Genomic DNA, 25,187 nt, shown 5'->3' with positions numbered 1-25,187 from the left:
GCGGCGGGTCCCGCCTGGTCCGTGGGACACCGTGGGACACCAAGAACCCGGCTGAGCTGCGCGAACGCGTCGCCGATCCGTCCGCGTGGGCCGGGACGGGTACGGTGTTGCACGTGTCCAGCCCCCAGGAACGACTGGTGGCTCAGCTCGCCCGGATCAAGGAGCTGAGCGGGCTCAGCCTGCGCGCCCTCGCCCGCCAGACGGGTCTGAGCAGCTCGTCGTTGTCGCGATATCTGACCGGCCGGCTCGTGCCGCCGTGGGATGCCGTCGTGGCGCTGTGCCGGGCCGTGGGACGCGATCCCCGGCCACTGCGCGCGCTGTGGGCCGAGGCGGCCGAAGCCGGCGCGGCGCCCGCCCGGCGCCGCAACGATCTGCCGGCGGACCTGTTCGACTTCACCGGCAGGGAAGCGGAGTGCGCGCTGGTCGAGGAGCTGATCCGCACCACCGGCGCGGCAGCGATCGACGGCATGGCGGGCGTCGGCAAGACCAGCCTGGCCGTGCATGCGGCCCATCGGCTGGTCCCCGCGTTTCCGGACGGCGGGCTCTATCTCGACCTGCAGGGATTCACCCCGGGGCAGGAGCCGCTGGAGCCGCACGCCGCGCTGGGCCGTCTGCTGGGCGCGCTGGACGTCACCCACCCCCCGGCCGGCACCGCCGAACGCGCGGCGCTGTGGCGGTCGGAGCTGTCCCGCCTGCGGGTTCTCGTCGTGCTCGACAACGCGGTCGACGCGGAGCAGGTGCGTCCGCTGCTCCCGGGCGCGGGGAAGTCCGCGGTCCTGGTCACCAGTCGTCACCGGCTGGTCAGCCTGGACGCGGTGCCGCCGGTGTCCCTGGAACCGCTGGCCGACGACGACGCGGCGCACCTGTTCGGCCGGGCGGCCGGGCTCTCGCTCGCAGAAGAGGAAGCGGTCGGTCAGGTGCTGCGGCAGTGCGGCGGGCTCCCGCTGGCGCTGCGGATGGCGGGCGCGCGGCTTCGCCACCGCCCGGGCTGGACGGTGGCCGTGCTGGCCGAGCGGCTGCGTGCCACCCCCAGCCGCTTCGACTCGGCCTTCGGCATGTCGCTGCAGCAGCTCGACACGGTCCAGCGCCGCATGTTCCGGCTGCTGGGCGTGCTGCCGGGCACCGACTTCGACGCGCCGGTGGCGGGCGCGCTCACCGACATGCCGCCCGACCGGGCCGGCGCGGCGCTGGAGGAGCTGGTCGACGCCCACCTGGTCCAGGAGCTCTCGCCCGGGCGATACCGGATGCACGATCTGATCCGGCAGTACGCGGCGGACCTCGCCGCCGACGAGGAGCCACGGGCCGAAGCCGCCCTGCGCCGGGTTTTGACGCACTACCTGACGCAGGCCGTCGCCCACGATCGGACCCTGCCTTCGCCACACCGCAGGGAACCCTCGCAGGGAGATCCGGCGCAGGCCATGGCCTGGTTCGACCTCGAGTACGTCAACCTGGTGGCCTGCTTCGACGCCGCCGTACGGCTCGGCGTGGACGAGGTGGTGGCCGAGCTGCCGCAGGCCATGCGGGTCTGGTTCTTCCGGCACCGCGGAACCGACGACCAGGCCCGCCTGCTCGAAGCCGCCGCGGACGCCGCGGGACGTCTCGGCCGCGATCAGCAGCGGGCCGCGCTGCTCGCGGACCTCGGCTTCGCCCGTGCCGCCGCCGGACGCCTCGGCGAGGCGCTCTCCGCCTACGAGGCGGCCGAGCGTTCGGGACCGGACGATGACACCGCGGCCGCCCTCGCGCTGCGCATCGGCTTCGTACGCCGCGATCTCGGCGACCTCGAAGCGGCGCAGGCGCACTTCCGGCGGGCACGCGAGCTGTTCGAGAAGCTCGGGCGCCGCATGGGGCAGTCGCAGGCGCTGGCCTTCGACGGATGGGTGACGCTTCACCTCGGGCGGCGCGGCGAAGCCGTCGAACTCGCCCAGGCGGCCATCGCGCTGGCGGACGGGCCCGCACAGGTCACCGGGCTCGTCACCCTCGGTCTCGCGCTGGCGCCGGACGACCCGGCGGAGTCGCTGCGCATCCTGCATGACGCGTTGAAGCTGTCCGAGCAGCACAGTCTCCAGCACAACCAGGCGTGGTGCCATAACTATCTCGGTGTCGCGCTGCGGATCGCGGGTTCACCCGAGAAGGCGCTCGAACACCACCGGCGGGCCTTCGAGCTGCTGGAGCCGCTGGCCGAGGTGCAGCTGGAGATCGACTTCCTGCACACCTACGCCGAGACGTGCCGTGCGGCGGGCCGCTGCGACGAGGCGCTGGCACTGCTCGACCGGACGATCGAGCTCGCGCGTGAGCTGGACCGGCCGCACGACGAGGAGCTCGCCCGCGCGGCGCGGGATCGCTCGTACGTCACCCGTCACACCAGAGGCGGCCCGCATGCCCCTGATCTCCCGTAGTGACTGCGAGGTGGACGTCCACGACGGGACCTTCTTCATCGTCGACATGTCGTCGTCCTGGGACCCTTTCGAGCCGTCCGACCGCCGCGGCCTCGGGCTCTCGGCGGAGGACGATCTCGTGAGCCTCACGCTCGAAGCGTGGGACGACGAGCCGGGGGACCAGCGCGACGCGTGGGCGGATGTGGTCATCGGCGTGTTCCGCTCGGAGACCGGAGAGGTCTGCGCGACCGGGCTGTACACGGACGTGCAGGACGGGTTCCTGCTCCTTGGCGAGCCGGAACGGCTGTGGAACGTACGGGTGTACACGCGGGCCGATGACGAAGCGGATCCGCGGGAGCGGTTCTTGGTCCAGTTCTGGCCGTGGGAGCCCTCGACATAGATCCGGATCTTGCCTGCGCAGGGTCGTGAGAGAACAAGATCCGGCCAACTGTTGGCACGGCCACACGTGTCGTGCCGCTCCTCTCGTCCGCGTCGGACGAATCTTCCGTGCGGTGCCAGCGCCGGTCGCACGGCCTGGTGAATCGCCACGACGAGAGGACGTTCATGATGAGGCACATCCACAGGATGTGTTACCCCGTCGCCGCCCTGGTGGCGGCGGCGGTCCCCCTGGCGCTGTCCGGAGCGGTCCCCGCCGACGCCGCGCCCGCCCGCACCGAGGCCGTGGCCACGGTGACGCCGCGGGCGGCGGCGCCGGACCCCGCGTCGTGTCCTGAGCAGGTGGCGCTGGTCAACGGCGGTTTCGAGAAGCCCGGCGTCGCCGGGACGTGGGCTCCGTTCCCCGACGCCTCGCAGAAGAACCCGAACGCGGTGCCGGGCTGGCGGACGACCGCCACCGACCACATGATCGAGCTCTGGAGCCCCCGGATGAACGTTCCGGCGGTCGAGGGCGCGCAGTTCGCGGAGCTGAACGCCAACCAGGTCTCGACCCTCTACCAGGACCGTCCGACCACCCCCGGGCAGAAGCTCTACTGGCGGCTGTCCCACCGCGGGCGGCTCGGCACCGACCAGATGGCGCTGGACATCGGCGCTCCCTCGGGTCCCGTCCAGCAGGGGACCATGTCCGACGGCAACGGGAAGTGGGGCACCTACCACGGCACCTACACCGTGCCCGCCGGGCAGACGACCACCAGGTTCGCCTTCCGCTCCATTTCCGCTGCCGGCGGCAACGCGTCGGTCGGCAACTTCCTCGACGACGTCTTCTTCGGCACCCCCGCGTGCGTGGTCGTCACCAAGTCGGCGAGCCCGCAGGGGCCGGTGAACGTCGGCGCCGAGATCACCTACCGGCTGACCGCCGTCAACAAGGGCGGCGACGTGGCGCAGAACGTCCGGCTCACCGACAAGGTCCCGGCCGGGACCGCCTACGTGCCGGGCTCGCTGCGCGTCGTGGGCGGCCCGGGCAGCGGCGCCATGACCGACCAGGCCGGCGACGACCAGGCCGAGTTCGACGCCGCCACCGGTGTGATCTCCTTCAGGCTGGGAGAGGGCGCCACGGGCACGGCGGGAGGCAGGCTGGCCAACGACACCGCCCTGCCGGACGGCGCCACCGTGGAGTTCCGGGTCAAGGTCGGCAGGCAGGCCGCGGGCAAGCAGGTCGTCAACAGCGGCGCGGTCGCCTACGAGAACCGGCTCGGCTCCGAGCCCGAGCCGCTGGCCTCCACCAGCGGTGAGGCCGTCACCGGGGTCAACCCGGCGGTCGACCTGAGCGTGGTCAAGTCCGCGGACAAGACCGAGGTCACCGTGGGCGAGACGGTCATCTACCGTGTCACGGTCGCCAACGCCGGGCCCGACGACGCCACCGGCGTCGCCGTCAAGGACGTCCTGCCGGCCAACCTCGCCTTCGTGTCGTCCACGCGCTCGACCGGCACGTACGCCGGGGGAACGTGGAACGTGGGAACGCTGGCCAGTGGCGCGACGGCCACGCTGGTCGTCCGGGCCAAGGCCACCGCGGTCGGAGAGACGGTCAACACCGCCACCGTCAGCGGCAAGGAGCTCGACCTCGACCGGGCCAACGACAGCGACGCGGTCAAGGTGTGCGTCCAGCGCGAGCCGTTCTGCCCGTTCTGCGCGCCCGGGAGCACGCGGAACGCCGGGTAGTGAGCCGCTGAAACCGCTACTGGCCGCCGGGACTACCGTTGTCGCCGAAGACGCGCCACGACGGAGAGGACCGACATGGCAGGCACTCTTCTGGACGACCTGTACGAGGCCGAGCGGCGACTGCAGAAGGCGCAGCTCCTGGGTGACGTGGAGGAGCTCGACCGGCTACTCGACGAGCGGCTGGTCTTCACGGGACCGCCGGACGGCCGGCTGCACACGGAGGCCAAGCCGCTCGATCTCCACAACCACCGTTCGCGTACGCAGGTGATGACGAAGGTGGCCGAGGAGGACCTCACCGTCGTCGTCTCGGGGACGACCGGAGTCACGTGCTTCCTCGGCACCCTTGAAGGCGCCTTCGCCGGCGAGCCGTTCGCCGGCCGGCTGCGCTACACGCGCACATGGGTGCACACCGACGAGTACGGCTGGCGCGTCCTGGCGGCCCACGCCAGCGAGGCGTGACGCGAGGTCTCGACGTCGTGAGGCCCCTCCGGACCATCATCCGGAGGGGCCTTCACGCGTGCCGGGCCGGAAACCCGCGAGCAGCGGATCGGCGGGGGTGCGCGTTCACACTGCATGGATCGTGAATCCCAATGGCCGACGGCGCTCGCGCCGCCAGGGCCTCCTCCCCAGGCCGACCTGGCGGCTCTGTATCGCGAGCACCGGGTCGGCCTGGTGCGGCTCGCGGTGCTGCTCGTCGGCGACCTGGAGACGGCCGAGGACGTGGTGCAGGACGTCTTCGCCCGGCTGCACGGCCGGCGGCGGCCCCCGGATCTGACGCTCGCCTATCTGCGGACCTGTGTGCTCAACGGGTCGCGGTCGGTGCTGCGCCGCCGCGCGGTCATGCTGCGGCGCACGCAGCGGGTCACCGACCTCGCCGACTCGGCGGAGACCGCCGTCCTCATCGGCGAATCCCGCAGGCAGGTGCTGCTGGCGCTGGCCCGGCTGCCCCGGCGCCAGCGGGAGGCGCTGGTGCTGCGCTACTACCTCGACCTGGCGGACTCCGAGATCGCCCTGGTCATGGGGGTGGGGCAGAGCACCGTCAGATCCACGACCGCACGGGCCCTGGCCAGACTCCTTCGCGAACTGGGAGAAGACGATTGAGCACCATCGAGGATCGGCTGCGTGACGCCATGGCGGCCCGCGCGCGTACGGTGCCGGACGACGACCTCGACCACGCGCTGCCCGCCCCGCGCGGATCGCGGCCGCGCGGCCTCGCGATCGCCGCGGCGGCCCTCGCGGTGGCGACCACGATCGTGGGCGTGGCACGGCTGGCAGAGCCGTCTCCGGACCCCTCTCCGGACGCGCGGGAGGCCGGCGTCGCGGCGGTCTCGTCCGGCTGGGCCGACGTCTCGGTCTTCCTCTGTACGGATCCCTCCCCCTTCGAGGGCTGCAGAGGCGGCGCGGCCACCGCCTGGGAGAAGGAGAACATCAGCCGGGTGCTCCGGGCCCGCCGCGACGTGAAGACCGTGACGTTCGAGGACCGGCGGACGGCGTTCGAGAACTTCCGCAGAAGCGAGACGAACTCCAGGCTGCTGAAGGCGACCACGGCCGAGGACATGCCGGAGTCCTTCCGCCTGAAGCTCGTCCCCGGCGCCGACCCCCAGGCCGCGGCCAGGGCGGCGAGCGACCTGCCCGGGGTGTCCAACGTTGTCGACGAAGGGTGCCTGAGGGACAACCTGACCCGGGCGGCGGAAGTCCAGAAACAATGCAACTTCCCGGACAGGGGACGTTGAGCAGGTACGGACGACGACAGAGGCACGGGCGGGAACGCCCGTGCCCCTTCGTGGCCCTACTGGCTGTCAGGACCTCGCTTCCCGGCTCACGGGTCGCAGTCCTCGCTGCTGGAGGAGTGCATCATGGGCCGGCTGTAGCTGGTGACCTGCCGCGACTCGGTGACGTACCGTGTCTCGGTAATCGGGCGCTGGTAGGTCATCATGCGGGTGTAACTGACCGGACGGCTCTCGGTGACGAAGCGCGTGGACTTCACCTCGTGAGTCTCCGGCACCATCCGGGTGTAGCTGACCGGACGGCTTTCCGTGACGAAGCGCGTCTCGGTGACCGGACGCTTGAAGGTCTCCTGACGGGTCACCGGACGTGACTCGGTGACGTACCGCGTCTCGGTGACGGGCCGCTGGAAGGTCTCCTGGCGGGTGACCGGACGGCTCTCGGTGACGTAGCTCACCACGGGACGCTGGTAGGTGACGTACCGCGTCACGGGACGTGACTCGGTGACGTACCGCGTCTGGGTGATGGGCCGCTGGAAGGTCTCCTGGCGGGTGACCGGACGGCTCTCGGTGACCATGCGCGTGTAGCTCACGGGACGCTGGTAGGACACCTGGCGCGTTTCGGTGACCGGACGCATCCGGGTGACCGTCCGCGTCTCGGTGACCGGGCGCTGGAAGGTGACCTGCCGGGTGAACGTGACCGGACGGCTCTCCGTCACCATGCGCGTCTGCGTGACCGGGCGCTGGTAGGTGATCGTCCGCGTGGAGCTGATCGGACGGCTGTACGACGACTGCTCGCTGAGCCTCGGATTGCTGCTCCGCAGCAGCGACGAGCGCAGCGACGACTCGCGCAGTGACGACGAGCGCAGTGACGACTCGCGCAGCGATGCCCGCGAGCGTTGGTAGCCGAGGTTGCTCTCCGACTGGCTGCCGCTCGACTCCTCGCTCGACGAGCCCTTCTCCTCCTGGGCGCTCTCCCGCCCGTACCCGCTCTCCTCCTCGTACGCGCGTCCGCTCTCCTGAGCCGCCTCCTCCGACTGTTCGCCGAGGCTGGTGCCCGGCTCCTCGGCCCGCGGCGCGCTGAGCGCGGCGGCGAGGCCGGTGGGGTGGGCGGCGGTGGCGGCCGATGCGATGGCCGGCCAGAGCGTGACTGCGGACAGGACTGCCGGACCCAGCAGTAATGAGAATCGAGTGCCGTGCATAGAGATACTCCTCTCCGATCAGCGATCGGGTCGTATCTCAATCGTTGTCACACGCCTCGGGAGCCCGTCCAGGCAAGTTGACCCCTCCCGGGCCGTTCACTGTGGCATTCCATGTGCGCAGTTGGGCGTGGCTGTCGATGACGACGCGGATGACCGGGCTCCGTTTTGCCCCCGCATTCCGCCGGCAATGCGCTTCGACTAATTGCCGAGACGTTTACGGAATCGGCATTGCGTGTTTTCCGCAGAATACGCAGCTCAGCGGTTGGCGATTACGGCGTATCGTTCGTCGTGGATGGGCTTGCCCCACAGCACCGGGTCGGTTAGCGGCTCCACCGCCACACTCGCGGCGTACGGCCGCAGCACCTCGACGAGAGGTCCGGCGCTCACCCCGCCCAGCCAGGGCAGGGCGCCGGCGCCCGGCACGTACGGCGGGCCGTCCCCGGAGGCCTGCCAGTTGCCCTCGATGAGGATCAGCCGGCCTTGCGGGCGCAGCAGACCCATCCAGGTGCGCAACGCGCGCTCCGGGGCGGGCAGGGTCCACAGCAGATGCCGGGCCAGGACGACGTCGAAGGAGGTTCCGGCGGCGGCCGGCGGGTCGCTCGCATCGCCGGTGAGGACGGGCGCGGCGAAGCCCGCGGCGGCGAGCTTGCCCCGGGCCGCCTCGGCCATCCTGGGGGACAGGTCCACGCCCACCGGCCGATGTCCCTGCTCGGCCAGCAGCAGCGTCAGCGAGCCGGTGCCGCAGCCCAGGTCGAGGACGTCGGCGGGAGGACGCGGCATCCAGGACCGCAGCCGCCCCGCCCAGGCCGCCCGGACCCGGAGGTCGCGAAGCCCGTGGTCGGCCTCGTCGTCGAAGGTGTCTGCCTCCGCATCCCAGTAGGCAGCGATCGACTGCGGATCCAAATCAGGCACGGACGCATCTTGTCACCCGCAGCCGACAAAAGTGGATGCAAAGGGGTAAGGCGGGTGATATTCGCGGGGGTCAGGCGGCCTGCGGCGGTGAACGGTTCACCCCCGAGGGGCGCGTGGAGGCCCCCGTAGACGCCAGGACCCCGGCAGGAGGATCTCCTGCCGGGGTCCCGCACGTGTGGTGCCGGTGCCGGGTCGCCTCTCGGCGAAAGGCACAACGCGGCTCCAGCCGAACGGTAGTCCGCGAAGGCAAATTAGGTGAGGCCCGGGGACACCTGCACACCGGCCACGCTTCATCCAACCATGTCTCCGCACTCGTTGTTCCCGGGCCACGCCATCTTTTTCCGAGCCGGTCGCCGGAGCCCGTGCTCAACCACGGAGGAAGAGGGTCTTTCCGGGCTCGGCGTCCGGCAGGGGAGGTGCGCCGGGGGAAAAGGTGTTGCCCGCTCTCGTCGTGCTCGGGGAGCCTCCCTCCTGTGGAACGAGTGATGCTGACCGGGGCGGACGGCGCTCCCGCCGTCAGTTATGTGGACAACCAGCGGTACGGGCTGCCGTGCGCCGACCTGGTCGAGGTCGTGGGCCCGGGGGCGGTCGACGCGATCATGACGAAGCTGCCGGGCTGGGCGGTGGCGGGGCCGGTGGACCTGGGCGAGGCGCTCGTCGCGCGCGGCGCCCGCGTGATGCGGCACGCCCACGAGATGACCTGTGAGCTGCGTACGGCGCCGCCCGCCGAGGCCGGCGCCCCCGGCGGCCTCCGGTTCACGCCCTGCGACCGCCCTGCGGAAGAGCTGTTCGACGCGTGGCGGGCGGCCTATCCGCCGGGTCATCCCGACCACCGGCCCGTGGACGACGCCGCCGCGTTGCGCGACGTCCTCACCCCGTTGCTGGAGGGGAAGGTGACGGGCGAGCTTCTCTCCTGCAGCGTGCTCGCCGTGGACCGGGACGATGTGGTGGCCGGCGGCGTGCTGGTCACGCTCTTCAACGGCCGTCCCTGGGTGGTCGAGGTCTTCCGGCACCCCGCCCGCACGCCCTCCGGCCTCGGGGCCCGCATGCTGGCCGCCGCACGGGAGAGGGCGGCGGCGGATGGATGGGAGCGGCTGGGCCTTGCCGTGTCCGAGGGCAACCCGGCCAGACGCGTGTACGAACGGCTCGGCTTCACCCTGGTCGCCAGCTCGATGACCGTGGTCGTCCCGGGCTGACAGACCGTCACGGGACCTTCCGGCGCTTCCCGGGCCGGCTCCCGTCACAGGGACGAGACGAACTCCTTCAACTCCCGCTCGTAGCGCCCGGGGTCCGCGTTCCAGGAGCCCGTGTGCCCGCCTCCGCTCGTCCGTACGAGCCTGACGATGTCGGGGCGGGCCTCGGCGAACCGCAGCGCCGGACCGACCGGCACGGTCGCGTCGTCGTCGTCCACGAAGACCAGCGTGGGGATCGTGAACTCCCGGGCGTGCCGCAGGTGGTCGACGTCGTCGAAGGACACGCCGGTGCGCCGCGCGATGACCCATTCGCCCACCGACACGAGGAAGCCGGGCACGCCCATCTGCTCGGCTCCGAGGGCGATCGGCGCCCGCCAGTCGATGACCGGGCTGTCGAGGATCATGGCCTTGATGGGTTCGCCGGGCAGGTTGCGCACGGTCATCGGCACGATGCCCCCGCCCATCGACCAGCCGTACAGGACGATGCCGGTCGCGCCCTGCTGCCTGGCGTACGTGATGGCCGCCGCGACGTCCTGCCATTCGGTGGCGCCGAGGTGGAGCTTGCCGTCCGAGCTCGCGGGGGCGCCCTCGTCGTTGCGGTAGGTGATGCCCAGCACCGGCATCCCCAGGCTGTGGAAAACCGGCAGCACGCGCAGGGCCTCCCCAGGGCCGCCGTTGCGGCCGTGTACGGCGATCACCCAGGTCGCCGAGGTGCCCTCGGTCCGCCAGCCGGGGAAGTCGCCGAGCGGTGAGGGGACCTTCACGTCCGTGTACGGCACGCCGGCGGCGGCCGGGGTCGCGTGGCCCCACATCCATCGGTCGAGGTAGGCGTGCACGCCGGGACGCAGCTCGCCGTGGACGACCTCGGTGACCTTCCTGGTCACCGTGCCGGCTCCGCTCGCGATCACCTGGCCCAGCAGCGCGTTGCCGTCCGCCCAGGTCAGGCCGTACGTGCCGGGGGCGGCCGTGTCGGCGCCGCCCTTGATCGTGACCTGGTCGCCGCTGACGGCCGTCACCTCCAGGGGATAGCCGGAGGTGTGGACGGGGTCGATGACCAGGCCGGAGTAGTACCAGCCCGCGCCGCCGACGGCGGCCACCGCGAGCACCACGACGACGGCGAGCGCCTGCAGCAGGCGGCGCCGCCACCGTCTCGTCTTGCGCATGGCCCAGAATCTACTGGGCCTTTATCGGTTGGTTAAGTGCGTATGACACCTTTTGTGCGCATGAGGAACTCGCCGAGGTAGGAGTCGTGCGGAACCCACGGCGGCATCAGATACGTGGGGGTGTCGCCCAGGTAGACGTTCCTGATCGACGGATCCTCCACCAGGTGGTCGACCAGCCCGTCGTCATCCGTGATCGCTGTCAGCACGAGCGTGTTCCGCAGCGGTTCGACGCCGTCCGCCCGGCTCCAGGGCGCGAACCACACGCAGGGAAACGACAGCTCGATGCCCGTCTGGGGCGCGTCAGGCCGGTCCACCCGGAAGACGGCGGGTCGCAGGACCGCGCTGCCGTCGCCCAGGTCGTCCACCACGCCGTCGCCGCCGAGCACGGGCGTGGCGCCGTTCACGTGGTCGAGCAGGTACTTCTCGATCGCGTGCGCGTCCGCGACCGGCTGGACGGGCAGCACCGCGCCGTCGTCCTCCGGCGGCAGGCTCGGGATCGCCGAGAGCCGTTCCGCGACGGCCTCGGCCACCGGCGCCGGATCGCCCTCCACGAAGACGGCGGTCGTGTTCACGCAGGCCGTCCCTCCGAAGGCGCTGACCGAGTCCACGAGCGTCCCCAGGTGGGACTCCCAGTCGTGCCCGGTGAGAAGGATCTTGGACCGTCCCGGGCCCTGCGGCAGCACCCTGACGTCGTTGCCGTACTTGTTCACGACCTCCTCGCCGCCGTACACCATGGCGAGGTCGGCGTCGCGGATGACGTCGTCGGCCACCGCGTAGTCGGTCGGCAGGAGCACCACCTGGTCGTCGCCGAACCCCGACTCCCGCAGCGCCGTGATCAGGCGGTGCGGGGTAAACGGCTCGCGCCGCGAGGGGCGCACCGCGACCCGGTAGCCGAGCGCCAGGGCCTCCAGCCACAGGGTGTGCACGCCCGGGTGGTTGCCCGCGGCGTGTACGGCGAAGACGTCGCCGCGCCGCGTCCAGACCGCCTGGCCGTTGCGCGTGAGCGGGTCGCGCCAGTCGTCCACCGCGCCCTGCGGCCGGGCGTACCGGGTGGTGCGGTACGCCTCTCCTGCCCGCCGCCCGATGCCCGCGGTAGCCGACCGGACCACGGTGATCGGCATCCCCGAGACGCGGCTGACGATGTGCTGGTATTCCTCCGCCGGGATGCCGTCCACCACGCCGGTCGCGAAGAGCCGCCCCGAGCGGGCGAGTGCCGTCGCCCGCTCGTGGGCCGGCAGGGTCCGTGCCTCGCGCAGGGCCGCCATCGTCCGCTGGACGAACAGCCGCGGCACCAGGCTCAGCTCGGCGACCGGCGTCCCGGTCAGCTCCGTGATCGTCAACCGGCTGCGGCTGTGGTAGGGCCCGCCCGCGCCCAGTGCGTCGAGCCGGATCAGCTCGTCCATCAGTACACCCCCTCGATGACCGTCTCGTTCTCGAAGGTGGGGAGCGGGCCGACGTCGGCGACGGAGTCGCCCAGCTGCCCCGGCGGCGGCGCCACACTGGTGGCCAGGTCGCGTTCGAGGTTGTTGGGCAGCAGGAAGCTCTTGCTGACGTGGTGCATCACGACCTGGCCGCGGTCGCCGTACCGGACGGCCTCGCCGGTCTCCTGGTCCACCACCGAGAACATGATGTAGGGCGAGAACGCGTCGAAGATGACGAGGTCCTCCTCCGGCGGCACGACCCGCTCGGCCAGCCCGCCGAGGATCATCGTGCTGCCGTACGTGCCGTACAGCTTGACGTTCGGGAAGACCTCGGTGCGGAGCAGGTAGCGGGTGTCGGGGTCCATGTGCGCGCCGCCCCAGCTGATCGCGGCGACCTTCGCGTTGATCAGCTCGACGAGCGCGCTCCTGCGGGCCAGCCGTGTCAGCAGCGGCGGTGTGGTCACCAATACCCGCACGTCCTGGGTCTCCAGGATGTAGGTGCTCTGGTCGATCAGGTGCTCGGCGTAGCGCTCGGCCTCGTCTCCACGGCCCTCGGCGATGCACCTCTTCACCCACCGGGGATCCATGTCGACCGTGAACCGGATGCCGCCCCGCCGCGCGGCCTGCCAGCGGACCAGCTCGCCGAAGACGTGCGGCCCGGTCGGCCCGAGCGCCAGCCAGTGGCCGCTCTCGGGATAGCCCCTCTCCTGCAGACCCTGCTGGGTCCGGTGCATCAGCCGTTCCAGCCAGTCGCGCAGCAGCACGACGCGCTTGGGCGGCCCTGTCGTGCCGCCGCTCTCGTACACGCCGATCACGTCCGCGTCCGGGCCGTACCCCCGGGGGATGAGGTCCTCCACCCGGACGTCGCGCAGCTCGTTGGCCACGTTGGGGAAGCGGCGCAGGTCCTCGAAGGTGCGCACGTCCTCACGCGGGTCGAAGCCGAGTGTCTTCGCCCGCTCCAGCCAGAACGGCGAGCCGGTCTCCGGGCTGAAGTGCCACCGCATGGCGGCCTCGATGAACTCCGGACCCTCCGGGACCTGGTCGAGCGGGCAGTCGAGGATCGGATCTGTTGACATATCCGGCCCCTTTGACTCGGAAATCCCCTGAAATGCCAGGCTATTTCCGGGCGATTCGCCACCAGGTCAAGGGATTCCGGAACTGTGGAAAAAGATCGGGCACCAGATCTCAGAGCCGCATCTCAGAGCCGCATCTCAGAGCCGCATCTCAGAGCCGCATCTCAGAGCGGATCCGGGGCCGGATCCCAGGGCCTGATTCCGGGGGCGGCTCTCGGCAGGGTCCTCAGCGGTCGGATCTCAGGGGCCGCATGGACGAGGGGAGGTGCGCTGCCAGAGCCGGCCCTGACCCTTCCCCGTCTCGGCCCGGCAGCGGGGACACACCCTCCGCACCTCGTCGGCCGCCCACGGCGGCAGGCGTCGCGGCACAAACGCCTCATGGGCGGTAGGGGACCGGACGCGCGGGTGGTGCCTGGCGAGGGCACGCTCGAATCCGGTGAGAGCGCTGATGAGTCCGCGCCGAATCGGCCCGATTCCCTCCTGGGCTCGGCGTGAGTCGGCGGCTCCTTCGTAGCGGTACGCGGTGAGCGCGGAGACGTAGGCATCGGCGTGCGACGCCAGAACCAGACTGATCGGCGGGACGACACGGGGCGCCAGCCCCCGCCTCTTGAGGATCAGATGGATGAGTGCTCGCCCCGTGCGGCCGTTGCCGTCGACGAACGGATGGATCGTCTCGAACTGAGCGTGAGCGATGGCGGCTTGCACCAGAGCGGGATGTTCGTCTCCTGAGATGTACGCGCACAGGTCCTCGAGGAGATCATGGACCCGGTCGGGTGGGGGAGGAACGAAATCGGCTGTGCATGGTGACATCCCGGTCCCACCGACCCAGTTCTGCTCGGCCCTGATCTGTCCGCCGAAGCGTTCGTCCCGAGTTCCGCCGAACAACTTCCGGTGGAGCGTCAGAATGTCCTCGACGTCGATCCTCGGCGCGTCCGCGAGATCGAGAGCTGATTCCATCGCCCTGACGTTTCCAAGGACGGCGTAGGCCGTGTCGTCATGCGTCTCTATGCCGGCACGTGATGCCAGATCCGCCTTGGCCAGTCGCTCCCTTCGCTCCATAGGAACACTTGGTCCCGAACCGTTCCTATGCTCCGGAGACGGGAACGCTTCGAGACCGGCCGGTTCCTCGGTGGCTCCGCCCGAAGAGCGTCTCGACGGCGTGGCCGACGAAAAAGAGATGCCGCGTGTAGATGTGGTGAGTAGCCTGCGCGGGAAGCGCACGAACACATCCGAGCAGGAGATCCGCGGTGGGGCATGTCGAGGTCGGGCATCTGACGCATGTGCTGCCGGACGGCAGGATGCTGCTGAACGACATCTCGTTCCGGGTGGGGGAGGGCGTCAAGGCGGCCCTGGTCGGCCCGAACGGCGCGGGCAAGACGACCCTGCTGCGGATGATCGCGGGCGATCTCCAGCCGGTCGAGGGCTCGGTGGCCCATTCGGGCGGGCTCGGCGTGATGCGGCAGTTCGTGGGCAACATCAGGGACGGCCGTACGGTCCAGGACCTGCTGCTCAGCGTCGCCCCGGAACGGGTCAGGACGGCGGCGGAACGGCTCGACGCCGCCGAGCTGGTGATGATGGAGCGGGACGACGAGAAGACCCAGATGCGGTACGCCCAGGCGATCACCGACTACACCGACGCCGGGGGCTACGACATCGAGGTGCTCTGGGACGCCTGCGCGATGGCCGCACTCGGCACGCCGTACGACCGGGTGAAGTATCGCGAGGTCGCCACTCTGTCGGGCGGCGAGCAGAAGAGGCTGGTGCTGGAGGCCCTGCTGCGCGGGCCCGACCAGGTGCTGCTGCTCGACGAGCCGGACAACTACCTCGACGTGCCGGGCAAGGTGTGGCTGGAGACGGCGCTGCGCGAGACGCCGAAGACCGTGCTGCTGGTCTCCCACGACCGGCAGCTGCTCGCCAACGCCGCCGACCGGATCGTCACGGTCGAGTCGGGCAACGTCTGGATCCACGGCGGCGGCTTCGCGACGTACGCCGAGGCGCGGCGGGAGCGCAACGAGCGGCTCGACGAGCTGCGCAGGCGCTGGGACGAGGAGCACGCCAAGCTCAGGCGCCTGGTGGTCATGCTCAAGCAGAAGGCCACCTACAACGACGGCATGAGCTCCGCCTATCACGCCGCGCAGACCCGGCTGCGCCGGTTCGAGGAGGCCGGGCCGCCGGAGCTCTCGGCGAAGGACCAGGTCATCAGCATGCGGCTGCGCGGCGGACGCACCGGCAAGCGCGCGGTGATGTGCGAGGGCCTGGAGCTGACCGGTCTCATGAAGCCCTTCGACCTGGAGGTCTGGTACGGCGAGCGGGTCGCCGTGCTCGGCTCGAACGGGTCCGGCAAGTCGCACTTCCTGCGGCTGCTGGCCGGGGAGGACGTGCGTCACTCGGGCGCGATGCGGCTCGGCGCGCGGGTGGTCCCCGGGCATTTCGCGCAGACCCACGCCCGGCCCGAACTGCTCGGCCGTACGCCCTGTGAGATCGTCATGACCGAGCACGCCCGGCTGAAGAACGAGGCGATGAAGGCCCTGGCCCGCTACGAGCTCGCCGGCCGGGTCGCCGAGCAGCGGTTCGAGACGCTGTCGGGCGGCCAGCAGGCCCGCCTGCAGATCCTGCTGCTCGAACTGTCGGGCGCCACGCTGCTGCTGCTCGACGAGCCGACCGACAACCTCGACCTGGCCAGCGCCGAGGCCCTGCAACAGGGCCTGGACGCCTTCGCGGGCACCGTGCTGGCGGTGACGCACGACCGCTGGTTCGCGGCCGACTTCGACCGCTACCTGGTCTTCGGCTCCGACGGGCGGGTGTACGAGTCGCCGGAGCCGGTCTGGGACGAGACACGCGTGGTCCGCCCGCGGTAGCCGCGTCTTCTCGACAGGGTCAGGCGGTGGAGTGCGGACCGAGCAGGTCCGCCAGTCCGATGCGGGTGAGGAAGCGGGCGCGGATGCGGTCGGCGACCTCGCTCACCTCGGCCGACCCGTCGTCGAGCGGATCCACGTGCACCCGGAAGGGCCGCGTGCCGTGCGGGGTGTCCACGACTTGGACGACGGCGTCGGCGACCAGGGACACGTCGGCGCCGGGCGGCTGCAGCGCGGCCAGCCGTTCGCCCACCTGCTCCATCAGCGCGCCGTACCGCTCCTCGTAGGCCGCGAGCACCGTCTGCTCGGCCGGGTGTCCGGCGTTGGCGAAGTGGTTGGTGCCCGAGGTGAACGCGCCGGGAATGACGATGGTGGTCTCGATGTCGAAGCGGGCCAGCTCGGCCGCGTACGACACCGCGAGGGCGTCGGCCGCCGCCTTGGCGGCGAAGTAGGGCGCGAGGTACGGCGGGGTGCCGCCCCTGGTGGAGCTGGAGCCGATCCACAGCAGCAGGCCCTGCCGCCGCTCGCGCATGTGCGGCAGGACCGCCCGGTTGAGCCGCTGGCTGCCCAGCACGTTCGTGTCGTAGACGGCGGCGAGCTCCTCGGGGGTGAACGCCTCGGCGGGGCCGAGCACCATGTGGCCGGCGTTGTGCACGACCACGTCGATGCCGCCCGTGTCGGCCAGGATGGTCGCGACCGCGACGTCCACCGACTCCTGCGAGAGCACGTCCAGCTCGACCGTGCGCAGGTCCACGCCGAGTTCCCTGGCGTAGCCGGCCGCCTCGGCGACGTGCGGGGCGTTGCGGCCGGTGGTGGCGCGCATGGCCGCGTACACGGTGTGCCCGGCCCGGGCCAGGGCGCGCGCGGACAGCGCGCCGAATCCGGAGCTCGCCCCGGTGATCAGGATGGTCTTGCTCATCGATATTCCTTACGAGTCACGCGAACGTGATGACGCGGCGGCCGCCGCCGGACCCGCCGCCCATGGCGTCGAGAACCGCCGGTGCCTCGTCGAGGCCGATCGGCGTGACCTTGGGCAGGATGCGGTGCTGGGCGGAGAAGGCCAGCGTGTCGCGCAGGTCGTGGGGCGATCCGGACGGAGAGGCCATGACGTGCAGCCGGTTGAGGACCATCGGCTGGGCGCTGAGGGTGAGCGGGGTGTTGTCGTAGCCGCAGAGCACCATCGTGCCGTCGGGGGCGAGCCCGGTGAGGACGGCGGAGGCGGCCTCGTTTGAAGGTGCGGCGTTCAGGATGACGTCCGCGCCGCCGCCCCACGCCTTGAGGGCGGCGGCCGGGTCGGTGTCCCGGCTGGCCACGTACATCTCCGCGCCGAGTTCCTTGGCGGTCCCCTCGCCCGCGGCCGACCGGCCGATCACGGCGACCCGGGCGCCCATGGCGACGGCGTACTGGACGGCGAGGGCGCCGATGCCGCCGGCGCCGATGATCGCCACCCGGGAGCTCGCGGTGGCCCCGGCCCGGCGCAGGCCGTTGAACGCGGTGAGGCCCGCGCACATCAGCGGCGCCGCGGCCACCGGGTCGAGCCCGGCCGGGAGCGGGGTCACATATCCGCCCTTGAACAGGCCGAACTCGGCATAGCCGCCGTCGGCCGTGACGCCGGTGATGCGCTTGGCCGGGCAGAGGATCTGGTCGCCGGACACGCAGTAGTCGCAATGGCCACAGGAGTCGTACAAGAACTGGGCCCCGACCGCGTCACCCACGGACAGGCCGGTGACGCCGCTGCCGAGCGCCGCGACCATGCCGGTGATCTCATGGCCGGGCACGATCGGGAAGCGGGCGAACGGGAAGTGCCCGCGGAGCAGGTTGAAGTCCGTGAAGCACACGCCGCAGGCGGTGATCTTCACCAGGACCTCGCCCGGGCCCGGCTCCGGGATCTCACGTTCGATCAGGGACAGCGGGGCGCCGACCCCGCTGGCGAGTGCTGCACGCATGTTTCCTCCGTCTGCACGGCTGACGCCCCCGCGCCGCCTTCACCAGCGTGCTGGGCATGCTCCGGTGCAGCCAGGGGTGCTCAACCCCAGGTTCCGGCCAGCCCGAACGCCGGCCCGGGCGTGTCGCGCCAGACGTCGGCGGGGTCGAGCGTGCGCAGTCTCGGCACGACGCCGGCGTCGTCGGGGACGAACCAGAGCAGCCGCTGGGCGGCGTCGGCGGTGACGATGCTGTTGCAGGTGACCTTGAGGGTGCCGAGCACCGGGTTCACGACCCGCTTGTACTCCTCGTGGCGGACCTTGACCTCGTGCGCCCGCCACAGCCCGGCGAACTCGTCGCTGGCGTCCAGCAGGTGGCCGATCAGCTCGCGGCTGACGGCGTCCGTCGGGCCACGACGCGCGACCGCGGCGCGCAGATCGGAGACGAGCAGCCGGGAGTGGTAGTCGTGGTCCTCCGGGGGATAGAGGTCGCGGGTGGCCGGGACGGTGAACCAGTGGTAGAGGAAGCTGGCCCGAATTCCGGTCAGCCCCGCCTGCGGGCCGACGAGGACCTGCGCGCTGTGGTTCTGCACCACCACCTCGTGGATGTCGGTGATCACCATCGCGGGTGTGTTCTCGAGCCGCGTCATGAGCTGCTGCAGCGCCGACTGCATCTGTACGGACTCCGCCCCGAACGGCGCCGGATGGCCCGCCAGGTGGAACAGGTGGGCGGTCTCGTCCGGGCCCAGACGCAGCGCGCGGGCCAGGGCGTGCACGACCGGCTCCGACGGGGTCTGGCCGCGCCCCTGCTCCAGCTCCGTGTAGTAGTCGGCGGACAGGCTCGCCAGCTCCGCCACCTCGTCCCTGCGCAGGCCGGGCACCCTTCGCCGGCCGCCGCCCGGCAGGCCGACGGCCTCCGGGCGCAGCCGGTCCCTGCGCGACCTCAGGAACGACCCCAGTTCCCCGAGATCCACCGTGTCCTCCCCGTTCCTCCTCGGCCGCTTTCCGCATGTCCCCGCTTCCATACTTCCCCACCGCACTTCGATGGGCTTGCGGGGGGAAGAGGAGCGGGGAGAGCGCGGCGTGGCCGGTCCGGGACGAGACACGCGTGGTCCGCCCGCGATAGACGGCCGGTAAAGATACCGGCGGGGGCGTGCGTGTCCCGGAGGCGGCGTCCCATTCAGCGGTTATGACGGCTAAGTGACGCGACGTTGCCACATGACCGTCGCACTCGCCCTCGCCGCTCTGGCGATGGCGTCGTGCGCGAGGGAAGACAAGCAGGAGGGCCCGCAGCCGCTGGCCCTCAAGGAGCAGGTGTCCTCGATCGTGCGCTCGGGGGCCGGGTACGCGGTGACCTGGGCGGGGGTGCTGAGCAACCCGAACCGCTGGCACTTCGGGGAGAACGCCATCGCCGTGATCACGGCCGTGGACGCCGCCGGCAAGGAGGTCGTCCACCTGGAGCAGCCGCTGGACGCGGTGCCGCCCGGCCGCCCGCTGGCCTTCAGCGGCCAGGCCGCGAGCCCCGCCCAGCCGGTCCGCGTGAAGATCGACTATCGTCCCGCCTCGTGGCGGTCCATCCCGCGCATCCCGTCGGCGTTCCTCAAGTTTCCGATCTCGGACGTCCGCACGGACAAGCTGACGAACGGGTCGTATCTCGTCACCGGCTACGTGCTCAACCCGTTCCGCAAGCCCGCCTCCGCCCTCGCCGTCACGGCCCTGCTGCGTGACACGGCGGGCAAGCTCGTCGGCGGGGCCACGTCGTACGTGGACGACGTGCGGCCGGGGGGCAAGCGCAGGTTCGTCATCACCGTCGAGGGGGTGCGCGGATCGGCGGGCGCGACCGACGTGCAGGCCACGACCTGGGGCTCGACCGCCAAGACATACGAGGACCTGGCCCAGGCGGGAGCCGTTCCGCTGCACACGGTCGCGCCGACGACGGAGCCGTTCGCGAAGGACCGCGGGTATCCGCCGCCCAACGACCGGCGCCAGTGAGCGGCCCACTGCCGATCTTGAGCGGACAGGCGGGTTACCGTAGCGGGATGGCCACCCCCAGGATCGTGCTGTTCGGAGCCACCGGCTTCACCGGCAGGCTCACCGCCGAGGCGCTCGCCGCGCGCGGGGCCCGGCCGCTGCTGGCCGGGCGGGACCAGACGCGGCTCGCCGCTCTCGCCGACGCGCTGGGTGGAGACCTGTCCATCGCGGTCGCCGACGTCGGCCGCCCCGAGTCCGTACGAAAGATCGTCGCGCCGGGAGACGTGCTGATCTCGACCGTCGGCCCGTTCGTCCGGCGGGGGGAGGCCGCGGTCGCCGCCGCGACCGAGACGGGCGCGATCTACTTCGACACCACCGGAGAGCCGACGTTCGTCAAGCGGATCTTCCAGCGGTACGGCCCCGCCGCGGCGGCCAGGGGCGCGGCCCTGGTCACCGCCTTCGGATACGACTACGTGCCCGGCAACCTCGCCGCGGCCCTGGCCCTGCGCAAGGCCGGGGCGGGAGCCGTACGCGTGGACGTCGGCTACTTCGTGGAGGGCAGCGGCGCGGCGCGGCGCGCGAGCGCCGGGACCCGCGCCTCGGCGCTGGGAATGGTCCTCGAACCGATGTACGGCTTCCGTGAGGGCCGGATCGTCCCCGAGCACGGCCGCACCCGCAGGTTCCTCGTGGACGGCCGCGTGCGGCACGGCCTGGCCATCGGGGCCTCCGAGCACTTCACGCTGCCGCCCGCGCATCCCGGCCTGCGCGAGGTGAACGTCTACCTCGGCTGGCTGGGCGGGCTGACCAGGGTCGCGGGTGTGCTGGCCAAGGCCACGCCCGTCATCGCCGCGCTGCCCGGGATCCGCCGGGCGACCGAGGCGCTGGCCGATCGGGTGCTCCGCACGGGCGGGAGCGCCGCCCCGGCTCCCGCCGGAGCGGGCGTGTCGTCGAGCGTCGTCGCCGAGGCGTACGACGCGGGAGGCCGCCGCCTGGCCGCCGTCCACCTGGTCGGAGGCGATCCGTACGAGTTCACGGCCGGCGTGCTGGCCTGGGCGGCGACGACGGCGCTGGCTAAGGGTGTGCACGGCACCGGCGCCCTGGGGCCCGTGGACGCCTTCGGCCTCGACGCGCTCACGCGCGGCTGCGCCGAGGCGGGAATGGCCGTGCGCGAGTGAGAGGCGCCCGTACGGCGTCTTGTGCCACGGGCCGGTTTTTTCGCGATTAGTCATGCAATAAAACGGCGAAGTCCGGCAAATGAACCGGATGGCAGAGTGTAAAAGCTGACGATGTAGGTGTGTGACTTCGCAAGAACGGGTGGAGCGGGGAGTTACTGAGCATTTACTCTCAGTTATATGAATGATGGCGTCCTGGTCGAGGCGTTGCAGGCCCGGGATCCGGGAGCGCTGGCCGCCCTTTATGACACATATGCGGGCAATCTCTACCGGTACTGCCGCACGTTGCTGGCCGGGCCCGACGCCGCCCAGGTCGCCCTGCGCGACACGCTGATCGCCGCGGAGGCCCTTGTCGGCTCGCTGGCCGACACGGACAGGTTCCGTCCCTGGCTGTACGCCCTGGCCCGCGGCGAGTGCATGCGCCGCCGGACGCCGGGCGAGGGGGGCGTGCCGGAGGACACCGGGCCGCTCCCCGTCGCGACCGTGCCCTTCCCCGGCGTCACGGCCGAAGGCGCCGAGGCCGACCTGCGTCTCGTCGCGAGCAGCGCCGTGGGCGCGCTGTCGGTCGAGGACCGGGAGGTGCTCGAACTCGTGGCCCGGCACGGGATGACCGGCCGTGATCTGGCCGCCGTGCTCGGCACCGGCGAGCGGTATGCCGAGGCGCTCCTCGACGCGGCCACGGAACGCCTGCGTGAGACGGTGACCGTCGAGATCCTGGCCAGGCGTGCCACGCACGGCTGCACGCGGGCGTCCGACATCCTCGCCGGGTTCACGGGAGAGCTCACCCCGCAGACGCGGACCCAGCTCATCCGGCATCTCGCGCGGTGCGAGACCTGCGCGCAGCAGCGCGTCCGGCAGGTCTCCCCGGCCAAGGTGTTCGGCCTGCTCCCGCAGATCGCCCTGCCCGAGACCCTGCGGGTGCGGGTGCTCAGCAGCTTCATCGACCCCGAACTCGTCCCCTATCGGCGGTACGTCGCCAAGCGCGTCGGCGGGCTCAGCGCCGCGGGCTTCCCGAGAGCCGGCCGCCGCGAGGGCAGGCTGGCGCAGGCGGTGGCGGGCGCCGTGGCCGCCCTCGCGGCGGTGGCGACGATCGCGCTCGTGTTCGCCCAGTTCGCCGGCGACCTGCGTGAGCAGGCCGCCGACACGATCGGCTCGCTCCGGCTCCCCACGGCGGAGGCCCCGGCCGGCCCGTCCGGCGGCGCCGCCTCCCCCGAGGGGACGCCGGACGAGGACGACGAGGACGACGGGGACGACGGGCGCTCGCCCGCGCCTCCGGTCTCCCCGGACCTGGCCGAGCCGATCGTGCCCGTGGCTCCCGCGCGGCCGGTCGCCCTGCCGCGCCCGGTGCCGCTGCCCGCTCCGGTGCCGCCCTCCGCCGTCCGGCCGCACCGGCCCGCGCCGCACGGGAACCCGTCCGCGCACCCCACAGGCTCTTCGCAGGGCCCGGGCGTCTCACCGTCCGGCCCGACGCCCGAGCCCACCATCACTCCCGGCACTCCCGGCACTCCCGGCACCCCCGGCACCCCCGGCACTGGGCCGGGGGAGCAGCCCACCCCCGGCGGCTCCGGCTCCGGCGGGCCGGGCTCCGGTGGGCCCGGTTCCGGTTGGCCGGGTTCCGGTGGACACGGTTCCGGCGGCCCGGGCCCTGGCTGGCCGCCCCGGGGCGGACCGCCTCCCGCGCACTGGCCGGGACACCGTCCGCCCTGGCATGACCACCAGCACCATCCCCGTCCCCACAGGGAGTGGCCCCCGGCTGCCGCGCCTTCCCGCAAGCCCTCCGGTGACCACGGCGGGCCATCGTCCGTCCCGCCGTGGCGCGGTGGAAGCGGCGGCCGGTACGAGGCGCAGGGCGCCTGGAAGGCTCGGGAATCCTCAGGCGGGAGGCCACCCACAGGCTGGAGGCCACAGAGCGCCGGAGGCAGCGGGAGGCCACAGAGCGCCGGAGGCAGCGGGAGGCCACAGAGCGCCGGAGGCGGTGGAAAGGCACGGAGCGGCGGAAACGGTGGCCCGCCGCGGCAGGTCCGGCCCGGCGGCCCCGCCCCGGACGGCTCGCACCGCGACGGTCCGGGTCCCGGTCGTCCCGGCCGGGACGGCTCCCCGCCGGGCGTGCCCGGCGGAACCCGGGACGGCGGCTCCGACCGCGGACCGGAGCGTCGTGACACCTCCGGCGCCCCGGCCGGAGGCTCCGGAGGGCCTGGAAGGGCTTTCCCTGTCTAAACGGGACGACCTACCACATAGGTTGATTACTGGGCGTAACTTCAATGTGTACGGAGAGTAGTCGCCGGGAAGTGAGGGGAGTGGAGCAGGGAAGGGGAAGGAATTGCCACTCCTCAGAGCATCGGGGCTGGTCGCCGGGCTCGGGTCAAGTCTCGTCCTGACCTTCGGAGCCCCGGCGGGAGCCGATCCGAAACCGTCCGCCAAGGACGTCGCCAAGGCGCGCCAGCAGGTGCAGGAGCGCGCACGGGAACTGGGCAAGGCCGAGGCCGACCTCGCGAGCGCGCAGGCCCGCCGGGAGGACTTGGACACCGAGGCCGAGCGGCTCGTGGAGACGTACAACGGACAACTCGTGCAGCTTGAGCAGGCGCGTGCCGCGTACGAGCAGTCGGCGCGGCGGGTCCGCCAGGCGTCCGACCAGGTCGACCGGCTGCGCGGAGAGGTGGCCGCGAGGGTGGCCGAGGGGTACGGCGCGGTGCGGCTGTCACCGTCCGCCGCCGCCATGATCGGCGGCATCGGCGACGTGCGCGGTTTCCTGCGAAGAGCCAGCATGCTGACGCAGCTCGGCGACGAACAGACCGCTTCGCTGCAACGGCTGAAAGACGCGCAACAGGTCTTCGAGATCCTCCGAGAACAGGCGGCCCGTGCCTACACCGAGCAGTCGCACAGCGCCGACGAGGTGCGACAGGCGAAGGACGCGGCACAGCGGGCCGTCGACGAACAGCTTGAACAGACCAAGCAGATCGAGCAGGAGAAAGCGGACATCTCCAAACGCCTGGAGGCCGCGCGCGACCGCGTCGACAAGCTGAAACAGGCGAGGGCCGAGGCCCGCCAGTCGGCCAGGCGGACGGCGCTCCCCGCACGCATAAGCCTGAAGCCGCCGGCCTGGACCGGGCGGTTCGGCTCGGGGCCCGGCGAGATGGCCGCCCAATGGGCGCTCAAACAGATCGGCAAGCCGTACGTGTGGGCCGCCGCAGGCCCGTCCGGGTTCGACTGCTCGGGGCTGACGATGCGGGCCTGGCAGCGGGCCGGGGTGTCACTCGATCACTGGACCGGCACGCAGTGGACGTCGGGACAGCACGTCCCGCTCAAGGAACTGCGCACCGGCGACCTTATCTTCTACGGCCGGCTGAGCCGGAATCCCGGCGACATCCACCACGTGGGCATCTACATCGGGCGCGGCATGATGGTCCACGCCCCCCAGACGGGGGACGTGGTGCGCATCTCGCCCATCTGGCGCCACGATCTGGTCGGCGCCACCCGGCCCGGCTAGGGTCGCGCCCCTTGGATCCTTCGCCTACCGCGGTCGCCCAGGCGGCGCCTCGCTACGGCACGATCCGCGGGACGCTCCCTGAGTCAGTGCTCCTCGTCGTGGTGCTCGGTCTCCTCGAAGCGCTTGATGCTGGCGACGATCTCGGCCTCGGCCTCGACGCGGCCGACCCAGTTGGCGCCCTCGACCGACTTGCCGGGCTCCAGGTCCTTGTAGACCTCGAAGAAGTGCTGGATCTCCAGCCGGTCGAACTCGGCGACGTGGTGGATGTCGCGGATGTGCTCCATCCGCGGATCGGTCGCCGGAACGCAAAGGACCTTGTCGTCGCCGCCCTTCTCGTCGGTCATCCGGAACATCCCGACGGCGCGGCAGCGGATCAGGCAACCGGGAAAGGTCGGCTCCTGGAGCAGGACCAGCGCGTCGAGCGGGTCTCCGTCCTCACCGAGGGTGTTCTCGATGAAGCCGTAGTCGGCGGGGTACTGGGTAGACGTGAAAAGCAGGCGGTCCAGACGTATGCGGCCGGTCTTGTGGTCAACCTCGTACTTGTTCCGTTGTCCCTTGGGGATCTCAACGACAACGTCGAACTCCACTCGTTCCTCCGCATG

22 protein-coding genes are annotated in these 25,187 nt (G+C 71.7%); 12 read left to right on the top strand and 10 right to left on the bottom strand.

Annotated elements, in window-relative coordinates:
• The first annotated feature begins 113 nt into the window (after positions 1-113).
• From BXA11_RS27495 to BXA11_RS27470, 6 genes are all read left to right on the top strand, one after another.
• Entirely contained in the window at positions 114-2,396 is a 2,283-nt protein-coding gene (locus BXA11_RS27495; protein WP_204053866.1) for an ATP-binding protein, read from the top strand.
• On the top strand, positions 2,377-2,775 hold the full coding sequence (locus BXA11_RS27490; protein ID WP_143734544.1) for a hypothetical protein: 399 nt from the start codon (positions 2,377-2,379) through the stop codon (positions 2,773-2,775). The genes BXA11_RS27495 and BXA11_RS27490 overlap by 20 nt, the downstream gene beginning before the upstream one ends.
• A gap of 167 nt (positions 2,776-2,942) precedes the next feature.
• Positions 2,943-4,490: a DUF11 domain-containing protein gene (locus BXA11_RS27485; protein ID WP_204053865.1), complete on the top strand. Its 1,548-nt coding sequence runs from the start codon at positions 2,943-2,945 to the stop codon at positions 4,488-4,490.
• A gap of 75 nt (positions 4,491-4,565) precedes the next feature.
• Complete coding sequence (locus BXA11_RS27480; RefSeq protein ID WP_076439154.1) at positions 4,566-4,949, top strand: nuclear transport factor 2 family protein; 384 nt, start codon at positions 4,566-4,568, stop codon at positions 4,947-4,949.
• Positions 4,950-5,063: 114 nt separating this feature from the next.
• Complete coding sequence (locus BXA11_RS27475; protein ID WP_076439152.1) at positions 5,064-5,591, top strand: SigE family RNA polymerase sigma factor; 528 nt, start codon at positions 5,064-5,066, stop codon at positions 5,589-5,591.
• Positions 5,588-6,223: a permease-like cell division protein FtsX gene (locus BXA11_RS27470; protein WP_076439150.1), complete on the top strand. Its 636-nt coding sequence runs from the start codon at positions 5,588-5,590 to the stop codon at positions 6,221-6,223. The genes BXA11_RS27475 and BXA11_RS27470 overlap by 4 nt, the downstream gene beginning before the upstream one ends.
• A gap of 86 nt (positions 6,224-6,309) precedes the next feature.
• On the opposite strand, the gene BXA11_RS27465 is transcribed toward BXA11_RS27470, so the two are convergent.
• Entirely contained in the window at positions 6,310-7,416 is a 1,107-nt protein-coding gene (locus BXA11_RS27465; RefSeq protein WP_076439148.1) for a hypothetical protein, read from the bottom strand.
• Positions 7,417-7,671: 255 nt separating this feature from the next.
• The gene (locus BXA11_RS27460; RefSeq protein ID WP_204053864.1) at positions 7,672-8,328 is read right to left on the bottom strand and encodes a class I SAM-dependent methyltransferase; all 657 of its coding nucleotides are present in this window, start codon (positions 8,326-8,328) and stop codon (positions 7,672-7,674) included.
• Positions 8,329-8,801: 473 nt separating this feature from the next.
• On the opposite strand from BXA11_RS27460, the gene BXA11_RS27455 reads away from it, so the two are divergent.
• Positions 8,802-9,524: a GNAT family N-acetyltransferase gene (locus BXA11_RS27455; protein WP_204053863.1), complete on the top strand. Its 723-nt coding sequence runs from the start codon at positions 8,802-8,804 to the stop codon at positions 9,522-9,524.
• A 44-nt stretch (positions 9,525-9,568) separates the two neighbouring features.
• On the opposite strand, the gene BXA11_RS27450 is transcribed toward BXA11_RS27455, so the two are convergent.
• From BXA11_RS27450 to BXA11_RS27435, 4 genes are all read right to left on the bottom strand, one after another.
• The gene (locus tag BXA11_RS27450) at positions 9,569-10,684 is read right to left on the bottom strand and encodes an alpha/beta hydrolase family protein (RefSeq protein WP_076439142.1); all 1,116 of its coding nucleotides are present in this window, start codon (positions 10,682-10,684) and stop codon (positions 9,569-9,571) included.
• A 32-nt stretch (positions 10,685-10,716) separates the two neighbouring features.
• Complete coding sequence (locus BXA11_RS27445) at positions 10,717-12,087, bottom strand: aldehyde dehydrogenase family protein (RefSeq protein WP_076439140.1); 1,371 nt, start codon at positions 12,085-12,087, stop codon at positions 10,717-10,719.
• On the bottom strand, positions 12,087-13,181 hold the full coding sequence (locus BXA11_RS27440) for a phenylacetate--CoA ligase family protein (protein ID WP_076439138.1): 1,095 nt from the start codon (positions 13,179-13,181) through the stop codon (positions 12,087-12,089). Before BXA11_RS27440 ends, BXA11_RS27445 begins: the two co-directional genes overlap by 1 nt.
• Before the next feature lie 237 nt (positions 13,182-13,418).
• On the bottom strand, positions 13,419-14,237 hold the full coding sequence (locus tag BXA11_RS27435; protein ID WP_076439136.1) for a Fic family protein: 819 nt from the start codon (positions 14,235-14,237) through the stop codon (positions 13,419-13,421).
• Between the two features lie 188 nt (positions 14,238-14,425).
• Between BXA11_RS27435 and BXA11_RS27430 the strand changes: the two genes are divergently transcribed.
• Complete coding sequence (locus BXA11_RS27430; RefSeq protein WP_030507940.1) at positions 14,426-16,036, top strand: ABC-F family ATP-binding cassette domain-containing protein; 1,611 nt, start codon at positions 14,426-14,428, stop codon at positions 16,034-16,036.
• Positions 16,037-16,055: 19 nt separating this feature from the next.
• Here the strand turns inward: BXA11_RS27430 and BXA11_RS27425 are convergent, their stop codons facing one another.
• From BXA11_RS27425 to BXA11_RS27415, 3 genes are all read right to left on the bottom strand, one after another.
• Positions 16,056-16,952 (bottom strand): SDR family NAD(P)-dependent oxidoreductase, encoded by an 897-nt coding sequence (locus BXA11_RS27425; RefSeq protein ID WP_076439134.1) that lies wholly within the window; start codon positions 16,950-16,952, stop codon positions 16,056-16,058.
• 16 nt (positions 16,953-16,968) lie between these two features.
• Positions 16,969-17,979, bottom strand: coding sequence for an alcohol dehydrogenase catalytic domain-containing protein (locus tag BXA11_RS27420; RefSeq protein WP_076439133.1), 1,011 nt, complete (start codon positions 17,977-17,979; stop codon positions 16,969-16,971).
• Between the two features lie 80 nt (positions 17,980-18,059).
• Positions 18,060-18,929 (bottom strand): helix-turn-helix transcriptional regulator, encoded by an 870-nt coding sequence (locus tag BXA11_RS27415; protein WP_076439130.1) that lies wholly within the window; start codon positions 18,927-18,929, stop codon positions 18,060-18,062.
• 244 nt (positions 18,930-19,173) lie between these two features.
• On the opposite strand from BXA11_RS27415, the gene BXA11_RS27410 reads away from it, so the two are divergent.
• The 4 genes from BXA11_RS27410 (at position 19,174) to BXA11_RS27395 (ending at position 24,585) form a co-directional block, all read left to right on the top strand.
• Positions 19,174-19,947 (top strand): FxLYD domain-containing protein, encoded by a 774-nt coding sequence (locus tag BXA11_RS27410; protein WP_076439127.1) that lies wholly within the window; start codon positions 19,174-19,176, stop codon positions 19,945-19,947.
• Positions 19,948-19,994: 47 nt separating this feature from the next.
• A complete protein-coding gene (locus tag BXA11_RS27405; RefSeq protein WP_076439121.1) occupies positions 19,995-21,101 on the top strand; it encodes a saccharopine dehydrogenase NADP-binding domain-containing protein in 1,107 nt (368 codons plus the stop codon).
• A 177-nt stretch (positions 21,102-21,278) separates the two neighbouring features.
• The gene (locus BXA11_RS27400; RefSeq protein WP_076439119.1) at positions 21,279-23,315 is read left to right on the top strand and encodes an RNA polymerase sigma factor; all 2,037 of its coding nucleotides are present in this window, start codon (positions 21,279-21,281) and stop codon (positions 23,313-23,315) included.
• A gap of 103 nt (positions 23,316-23,418) precedes the next feature.
• Positions 23,419-24,585 (top strand): C40 family peptidase, encoded by a 1,167-nt coding sequence (locus tag BXA11_RS27395; protein ID WP_083744622.1) that lies wholly within the window; start codon positions 23,419-23,421, stop codon positions 24,583-24,585.
• 83 nt (positions 24,586-24,668) lie between these two features.
• On the opposite strand, the gene BXA11_RS27390 is transcribed toward BXA11_RS27395, so the two are convergent.
• Complete coding sequence (locus tag BXA11_RS27390) at positions 24,669-25,172, bottom strand: inorganic diphosphatase (protein ID WP_030507948.1); 504 nt, start codon at positions 25,170-25,172, stop codon at positions 24,669-24,671.
• Positions 25,173-25,187 lie beyond the last annotated feature (15 nt).

It is taken from the genome of Microbispora rosea (genome assembly GCF_900156315.1).
GTDB lineage: Bacteria > Actinomycetota > Actinomycetes > Streptosporangiales > Streptosporangiaceae > Microbispora > Microbispora rosea.
Note: the sequence above shows the minus strand (reverse complement) of the source record. Positions and strands in the feature narration are given on the sequence as shown.

What these genes read in the sequence shown, in the direction of transcription:
- BXA11_RS27465 (WP_076439148.1), bottom strand. Translation starts at nt 7,416, where the DNA reads ATGCACGGCACTCGATTCTCATTACTGCTGGGTCCGGCAGTCCTGTCC.
- BXA11_RS27480 (WP_076439154.1), top strand. Translation starts at nt 4,566, where the DNA reads ATGGCAGGCACTCTTCTGGACGACCTGTACGAGGCCGAGCGGCGACTG.
- BXA11_RS27450 (WP_076439142.1), bottom strand. Translation starts at nt 10,684, where the DNA reads ATGCGCAAGACGAGACGGTGGCGGCGCCGCCTGCTGCAGGCGCTCGCC.
- BXA11_RS27445 (WP_076439140.1), bottom strand. Translation starts at nt 12,087, where the DNA reads ATGGACGAGCTGATCCGGCTCGACGCACTGGGCGCGGGCGGGCCCTAC.
- BXA11_RS27440 (WP_076439138.1), bottom strand. Translation starts at nt 13,181, where the DNA reads ATGTCAACAGATCCGATCCTCGACTGCCCGCTCGACCAGGTCCCGGAG.
- BXA11_RS27435 (WP_076439136.1), bottom strand. Translation starts at nt 14,237, where the DNA reads ATGGAGCGAAGGGAGCGACTGGCCAAGGCGGATCTGGCATCACGTGCC.
- BXA11_RS27485 (WP_204053865.1), top strand. Translation starts at nt 2,943, where the DNA reads ATGAGGCACATCCACAGGATGTGTTACCCCGTCGCCGCCCTGGTGGCG.
- BXA11_RS27410 (WP_076439127.1), top strand. Translation starts at nt 19,174, where the DNA reads ATGACCGTCGCACTCGCCCTCGCCGCTCTGGCGATGGCGTCGTGCGCG.
- BXA11_RS27490 (WP_143734544.1), top strand. Translation starts at nt 2,377, where the DNA reads ATGCCCCTGATCTCCCGTAGTGACTGCGAGGTGGACGTCCACGACGGG.
- BXA11_RS27405 (WP_076439121.1), top strand. Translation starts at nt 19,995, where the DNA reads ATGGCCACCCCCAGGATCGTGCTGTTCGGAGCCACCGGCTTCACCGGC.
- BXA11_RS27425 (WP_076439134.1), bottom strand. Translation starts at nt 16,952, where the DNA reads ATGAGCAAGACCATCCTGATCACCGGGGCGAGCTCCGGATTCGGCGCG.
- BXA11_RS27420 (WP_076439133.1), bottom strand. Translation starts at nt 17,979, where the DNA reads ATGCGTGCAGCACTCGCCAGCGGGGTCGGCGCCCCGCTGTCCCTGATC.
- BXA11_RS27400 (WP_076439119.1), top strand. Translation starts at nt 21,279, where the DNA reads ATGAATGATGGCGTCCTGGTCGAGGCGTTGCAGGCCCGGGATCCGGGA.
- BXA11_RS27475 (WP_076439152.1), top strand. Translation starts at nt 5,064, where the DNA reads ATGGATCGTGAATCCCAATGGCCGACGGCGCTCGCGCCGCCAGGGCCT.